General features: G+C 60.3%; 8 protein-coding genes. 6 read left to right on the top strand and 2 right to left on the bottom strand.

The genetic code is table 11. The annotated features are described in order from the left end of the window. The first annotated feature begins 370 nt into the window (after window positions 1-370). The 6 genes from ssuE to AC1DU9_RS12110 all read left to right on the top strand — a co-directional run bounded on the left by ssuE (window position 371) and on the right by AC1DU9_RS12110 (window position 5,038). Window positions 371-964 (top strand): NADPH-dependent FMN reductase, encoded by a 594-nt coding sequence (gene ssuE, locus AC1DU9_RS12135; protein WP_223456559.1) that lies wholly within the window; start codon window positions 371-373, stop codon window positions 962-964. Between the two features lie 90 nt (window positions 965-1,054). Next, on the top strand, window positions 1,055-2,020 hold the full coding sequence (locus AC1DU9_RS12130) for a sulfonate ABC transporter substrate-binding protein (protein ID WP_477810199.1): 966 nt from the start codon (window positions 1,055-1,057) through the stop codon (window positions 2,018-2,020). Window positions 2,021-2,045: 25 nt separating this feature from the next. Continuing rightward, on the top strand, window positions 2,046-3,194 hold the full coding sequence (ssuD, locus tag AC1DU9_RS12125; RefSeq protein WP_223456563.1) for an FMNH2-dependent alkanesulfonate monooxygenase: 1,149 nt from the start codon (window positions 2,046-2,048) through the stop codon (window positions 3,192-3,194). A gap of 9 nt (window positions 3,195-3,203) precedes the next feature. Then, on the top strand, window positions 3,204-3,986 hold the full coding sequence (ssuC, locus tag AC1DU9_RS12120; protein ID WP_223456565.1) for an aliphatic sulfonate ABC transporter permease SsuC: 783 nt from the start codon (window positions 3,204-3,206) through the stop codon (window positions 3,984-3,986). Further along, window positions 3,983-4,789, top strand: a complete 807-nt coding sequence (ssuB, locus tag AC1DU9_RS12115; protein WP_477810198.1) for an aliphatic sulfonates ABC transporter ATP-binding protein — start codon at window positions 3,983-3,985, stop codon at window positions 4,787-4,789. The genes ssuC and ssuB overlap by 4 nt, the downstream gene beginning before the upstream one ends. 33 nt (window positions 4,790-4,822) lie before the next feature. Next, on the top strand, window positions 4,823-5,038 hold the full coding sequence (locus tag AC1DU9_RS12110; protein ID WP_007967989.1) for a TOBE domain-containing protein: 216 nt from the start codon (window positions 4,823-4,825) through the stop codon (window positions 5,036-5,038). Between the two features lie 193 nt (window positions 5,039-5,231). Here AC1DU9_RS12110 and AC1DU9_RS12105 read toward each other — a convergent pair whose 3' ends face one another. Both AC1DU9_RS12105 and AC1DU9_RS12100 read right to left on the bottom strand, forming a co-directional pair. Next, entirely contained in the window at window positions 5,232-5,864 is a 633-nt protein-coding gene (locus tag AC1DU9_RS12105; protein ID WP_477810197.1) for a TetR/AcrR family transcriptional regulator, read from the bottom strand. 90 nt (window positions 5,865-5,954) lie between these two features. Further along, window positions 5,955-6,707 (bottom strand): carbonic anhydrase, encoded by a 753-nt coding sequence (locus AC1DU9_RS12100; RefSeq protein ID WP_223456568.1) that lies wholly within the window; start codon window positions 6,705-6,707, stop codon window positions 5,955-5,957. Window positions 6,708-6,726 lie beyond the last annotated feature (19 nt).

Here is a 6,726-nt window from a genome sequence, read left to right as displayed (position 1 = left end):
GGGTGCGAGTAAAGAAGTCGCCCAGAAAGTGGCATGTAACACCCGTCGTTGGTGGGACAACAGTCGATGGGCCTTGAATTGGGTGCTTAATCTCGCGTGGTTTGATCGCTTGGGACTTCCACGTCTCTCCTGACCTCAATCCCTCGAACCGCCCGGTGCGGACCCGCATGCCGGGTGGTGTGGCAGGGGTACGGTCTATGAAGGCCGTCCCCTATGCCGATGTCTGGAAGAAGCCGAATTGTATATTTCTTTAATGCATAACCAAATGAATAAATATGATTTATAGATATATAAATCAGCTGTTAAGGTCACTCCATCGAAGCGAGATCGCAAACCGCGAATCGCCAACACCGTGCAAGGAATCGTCTGAATGTTGGTTGTCTCACTCGGTGGCAGTCCCAGCCAGCGCTCTCGTTCCGGGGTGCTGCTGGATCGCTCCCGGCAATGGTTACAAGAGCAGGGCGTGGAAGTGGTGAGTTATCAGGTACGGGACTTCCCGGCCGAAGACCTGCTGCACGCACGCTTCGACAGCCCTAAGGTGATCGACCTGCTGCAACAGATTGAAAACGCCGATGGCCTGCTGATCGCCACACCGGTTTACAAGGCATCGTTTTCCGGTGCGCTGAAAGTCGTGCTGGACCTGCTGCCCGAGCGCGCCTTGAGCCATAAGGTGGTTTTGCCGATGGCCACTGGCGGAAGCATCGCCCACATGCTGGCGGTGGATTACGCGCTCAAGCCGGTACTGTCGGCCTTGAAGGCCCAGGAAATGCTGCAGGGGATTTTCGCCGTCGACAGCCAGATCGCCTACGGCGAAGGTAGCGCACTGGCGCAGTTGGCGCCGGAGCTGGAACAACGACTGAATGAATCGCTGGAGCTGTTTTTCAGCGCCATGGCGCGACGGCCCAAGCCGCTTGATCCGAACCTGTTGAATGATCGTTTGTTGAGTGCTCGCTGGAGCATTTGAGTCTCACCGAAAAATTGAAGTACTGGCCTTACTCGCCCGCCAACGGGCAAGCAGGTGCAGCCAAAACCCAACTGCAAAAAGGAGAGCGCCATGCGCCCTGTCATTTTGCGTCGTGGTCTGGTCGCTCTGTTTGCTGCGGCTGTCACCTTCGGCGCCATTACTCAAGCTCAGGCCGAGACTTTACGAATCGGCTATCAGAAATACGGCACCCTGGTGCTGCTCAAAGCCAAGGGCACGCTGGAAAAACGCCTCGCCGCCCAAGGCGTGGACGTGCAATGGACTGAATTCCCCGGTGGCCCGCAACTGCTTGAAGGCTTGAACGTCGGCTCCATCGACTTCGGCGTCACCGGTGAGACTCCGCCCGTGTTCGCTCAGGCGGCCGGTGCCGATTTGCTCTACGTCGCCTACGAACCGCCAGCGCCCCACAGTGAGGCGATCCTGGTGCCGAAGGACTCGCCGGTCAAATCGGTGGCGGACCTCAAAGGCAAGAAAGTCGTGCTCAACAAGGGCTCCAACGTGCACTACCTGCTGGTGCGCGCACTGGAAGACGCCGGCCTCAAATACACCGACATCCAGACCGTATTCCTGCCGCCGGCCGATGCCCGCGCCGCGTTCGAGCGTGGCAGCGTCGACGCCTGGGTGATCTGGGACCCGTACCAGGCCGCCGCCGAACAACAGCTGCAAGCGCGCACCCTGCGCGATGGCCAGGGCATCGTCGACAACCATCAGTTCTACCTGGCGACCAAACCTTATGCGCAGAAGAATCCCGAGGTGATCAAGACCCTGGTCGAAGAAGTGCGCGCGGTGGGCGAGTGGTCCAGGGCTAACCCGCAAGAGGTGACCCAACAGGTTTCTCCGCTGCTCGGCCTGCCAGCGGACATCACCCTGACTTCGGTGAAACGCCAGGGCTATGGCGCGCTGTTCCTCACCCCGGAAGTGGTCGCGGCGCAACAGAAAATCGCCGACAGCTTCTACCAGCTCAAGCTGATTCCCAAGCCGTTGAGCATCAAGGACGTGATCTGGACGCCGCCGGCTGCCGTTGCCAAAGCCCAATAATTCGATTCCCCAAGGAGACCACTCCATGAGCCTCAATATTTTCTGGTTCCTGCCCACCCACGGCGATGGCCATTACCTTGGCACCGCTGAAGGCGCACGTGCCGTCGATCACGGTTACCTGCAACAAGTCGCACAGGCAGCGGATCGCCTGGGGTTCGGCGGGGTACTGATCCCTACCGGCCGCTCGTGTGAAGACTCGTGGCTGGTGGCGGCATCGCTGATTCCGGTGACCCAGCGCTTGAAGTTCCTTGTCGCCCTGCGCCCCGGGATCATTTCCCCGACGGTGGCGGCGCGTCAGGCCGCGACCCTGGATCGGCTGTCTGGTGGTCGTGCGCTGTTCAACCTGGTGACCGGCGGTGATCCGGAAGAGTTGGCGGGCGATGGTCTGTTCCTCAGCCACGAAGAACGCTATCAGGCCTCGGTGGAGTTCACCCGTATATGGCGTCGGGTGCTGGAAGGCGAAACCGTCGATTACGATGGTCAGCACATCAGCGTGAAAGGCGCGAAATTGCTGTATCCACCGATCCAGCAACCGCGTCCTCCGCTGTACTTCGGCGGCTCCTCGGAAGCCGCGCAAGACCTGGCCGCCGAACAGGTGGAAATGGTCCTGACCTGGGGCGAACCACCGGCCGCCGTCGCGGAAAAAATCGAACAGGTCCGCGCCAAGGCCGCCAAGCTTGGACGCACCGTGCGCTTCGGCATTCGCCTGCACGTGATCGTGCGTGAAACCAACGATGAGGCCTGGAAGGCCGCGGATCGACTGATCTCCCATCTCGACAACGACACCATCGCCCGTGCCCAGGCTTCGCTGGCGCGTTTCGATTCGGTCGGTCAGCAACGCATGGCCGCATTGCATGGCGGCAACCGCGACAATCTGGAGGTCAGCCCTAACCTGTGGGCCGGTGTCGGTCTGGTGCGCGGCGGTGCGGGTACGGCGCTGGTGGGCGATGGTCCGACCGTGGCCGCCCGTGTGAAGGAGTACGCGGACCTGGGCATCGACACCTTTATTTTTTCGGGATACCCGCACCTGGAAGAGTCGTACCGGGTGGCCGAGTTGCTGTTCCCGCACCTCGATGTCGAGCGTCCAGAACTGCCGAAAAGTGCCGGCTACGTCAGCCCGTTCGGCGAGATGGTCGCCAACGACATTCTGCCCAAAGCCGCGTCCCAGAGCTGAGGCGCGGTCATGAAGAAAATCATCCACAGCCTGGCGCCCTGGGCGTTGCCGGTGTTGTTGCTGGCGGTGTGGCAGTTGAGTGTGTCGATGGGCTGGTTGTCGACACGGATTCTGCCGGCGCCGATCGCCGTCATCGAGGCCGGCGTGAGCCTGGTGCGCAGCGGCGAAATCTGGACGCACCTGGCGATCAGTGGCTGGCGTGCCGCGCTGGGCTTCACCATCGGCGGCGGCATCGGCCTGACGCTTGGCTTCATCACCGGTCTGTCGAAGTGGGGCGAGCGCCTGCTCGACAGTTCGGTGCAGATGATCCGCAACGTGCCGCACCTGGCGCTGATTCCACTGGTGATTCTGTGGTTCGGCATCGACGAGTCGGCGAAGATTTTCCTGGTGGCGCTGGGCACGTTGTTCCCGATTTACCTCAATACCTATCACGGCATCCGCAACGTCGACCCGGCGCTGGTGGAGATGTCGCGCAGTTATGGCTTGTCGGGTTTCGGTCTGTTCTGGCAGGTGATTCTGCCGGGGGCGCTGCCTTCGATTCTGGTCGGCGTGCGCTTTGCCCTGGGTTTTATGTGGCTGACGTTGATCGTGGCGGAAACCATCTCCGCGAGTTCCGGCATCGGCTATCTGGCCATGAATGCCCGGGAGTTTTTGCAGACCGACGTGGTGGTGCTGGCGATTCTGTTGTACGCGGTGCTCGGCAAACTGGCTGACCTCGCGGCCCGTGGACTTGAGCGTGTGTGGCTGCGCTGGCACCCGGCGTATCAGGTTGCCAGGGGAGGTTCGGTATGACCGCCCAACAACCTCCACGCCTGCTGCGCGGGACTCCGCTGGTGGTGCGCAAGTTGCAAAAAACTTTCGGTGCACGGCAGGTGCTGCGCGAGATCGACCTGCACATTCCGGCGGGTCAGTTTGTCGCCGTGGTCGGTCGTAGCGGCTGCGGCAAAAGTACCTTGCTGCGCTTGCTCGCCGGTCTCGATCAACCCTCGGGCGGTGAGTTGCTCGCCGGTGCCGCGCCATTGCGTGAAGCGCGGGAAGACACGCGGCTGATGTTCCAGGAAGCGCGTTTGTTGCCTTGGAAAAAGATCATCGACAACGTCGGTCTCGGCCTCAAGGGCAACTGGCGGCCGCAAGCGCTTGAAGCCTTGGAAGCGGTGGGCCTGGCCGATCGCGCCAATGAGTGGCCGGCAGCGTTGTCCGGTGGGCAGAAGCAACGCGTGGCTTTGGCCCGTGCGTTGATTCATCAGCCGCGCCTGCTGTTGCTCGATGAACCCTTGGGGGCGCTGGATGCCCTGACCCGAATTGAAATGCAGCAACTGATCGAACGACTCTGGCAGCAGCACGGCTTCACCGTATTGCTGGTGACCCATGACGTCAGCGAAGCGGTGGCGATTGCCGATCGGGTGATCCTGATCGAAGACGGCGAAGTCGGCCTCGACCTGCACGTGGAATTGCCGCGCCCTCGGGTGCGCGGTTCCCATCGGCTGGCGGCGCTGGAAACCGAAGTGCTCAATCGCGTGCTGGCGCTGCCCGGCCAGCCGCCGGAGCCGGAACCTGTTTCACCCTTGCCCACGCAGTTGCGCTGGGCTCAATAACTCAAGCCTCATCCAACGACAGGAATCAACATCATGACAATCAAGGCCATCAACGTTCGCAACCAGTTCAAAGGCTCCATCAAGGAAATCGTCCTCGGCGACGTGCTGTCGGAAATCGACGTGCAGACCGCTTCCGGCATCGTCACTTCGGTGATCACCACGCGCTCGGTGAAAGAGCTGGAACTGGCGGTCGGCAGTGAAGTGATCGCGTTTGTGAAATCCACCGAGGTGTCGATCGCCAAGTTGTAAGCAATATGCGTAAACATCAACCCCGAAGGGTTTGAGCCCTTCGGGGTTTTTTCATGTGTGCTTGTCTTGAGCTGAGCGGTGCGGCCATCGCGAGCAAGCTCGCTCCCACAGGATTATTTGTCGTTCACAGAATCTGAGTTCACTGAAGATCCTTGTGGGAGCGAGCTTGCTCGCGATGAGGCCGGTGTGTGCGCTAGAGATTCCGCTTGGGCAAATACGGCGGCAAATACAACCCCACATAAGCATCAAATACCCGCATCCCTTCTTCAGCCATGCGCGGCGTAATCTGCCCGTGCTGCTGCACCGAGCGCGCATACACCCGGTCGCCCAGCTCCATGGCCAGGGCGAACACATCGACATCGCTCGGCAATGTCGGCAGCTCGAAGTGATGGTTGAACAACTTGTGCATCAGGTCGCCCAATTCGATGTCGTGCTGGCGGTCGGCCTGGGTGACTTCGGTCAGGCCGTGCTGGGCCAGTATGAGTTGGCGGGCGGCGGCGTCCTCTGCATAGATGTCGAGCATGCGTTGTTCCACCAGTCGCGACAGATCGCGCCAGCCATTCAAGGCGAGGTGATCGATGGGGGCTTGCAGGCAGGCGCGGAAGGCCGCATGGACGTCGGCGGTCAAGGCTTCGAGCAGGGCAGGCACGCTGGCGAAGAAGTGGTAGACCGAGGAGGGTGGAATCTCCGCGCGCTCGGCGACGCTGTAGATCGACAGACTGGCCACGCCCTCGGCGGCCAACAGCGTGCGGGCCGCATCGAGAATCGAATCGATCCGGGCCTGGCTGCGTGCGCGGGGTTTGCGGGGGGTGGCTACGCGTGTCATCGGAGTCTCCTGCGGGGCAGCGGGCATTGTACGAGTCGACTCGCCCCTTGTCTGTATTGACTCACCGCCTCGCTTGGCAGTCCCGATGACTCATTTACCGACCACCACGCTACGATCGTTCAAGGGTTGGATCGGGCGAGCATTCATTGGATATATCGCTCGAAAAGCCTCCAGTTGTGCCTGGGACAATTGCACCGCAGTCGTCAGCACGTTCCACCGTACACCTTCAGTGCACGGTGGCTCTGTAAGAGAACCCATGAAGGCATAGGCGTTATGGTTTTCAGGCAATAAATCGGCAATGTTCGCGTTGTTCAAGGTGACCATGCCGCCTGCATTCCTGGGCATGGCGGCGAAGATCGGTTCCAGTGCCGTGTTGTGTGCGCCCTCTTCATACATCAAGGCAATAATCGCCAGTTCGCCTGCGTCATTTCGGTGAACCAGATGTGCGCCCAATGGATAAGTGCGGCCCTGAATCGTTTCTTCAGCAGGTGTGTGAAAGTGTAATTGCACGAGGGAAAAAGTACCGGAGGGCAGGGAGACACTACCTGAATTTGGCGCAGACACCTGAATCGTATGGCCGTTGTTCAGTACGGTAACTTTGTTTGGGCGATAGCTGAAGGACGCCGGTTTGAATGGGTACTCGAACGCGTTTTGGATGTCGATCGGTGACTGTTCGTTCCCTGACTTGCAAAGGCTGTATTCGCTTTTCAGTTCGCCCCAGTTTTCCGGGCCAGAGGGTCCTGCGTAACTCCATGGGGCAGTATCGGGAGTTTTGGCCCACGCAGTGGCGCACAGACCAGCGACGATCAGGGTAATGGCGGTACCTAATGGAATTTTAGTCATAAATGCAAAACTCAAAACT

The sequence above is a fragment of the Pseudomonas sp. P4_C1 genome (assembly GCF_056402155.1).
Note: the sequence above shows the minus strand (reverse complement) of the source record. Positions and strands in the feature narration are given on the sequence as shown.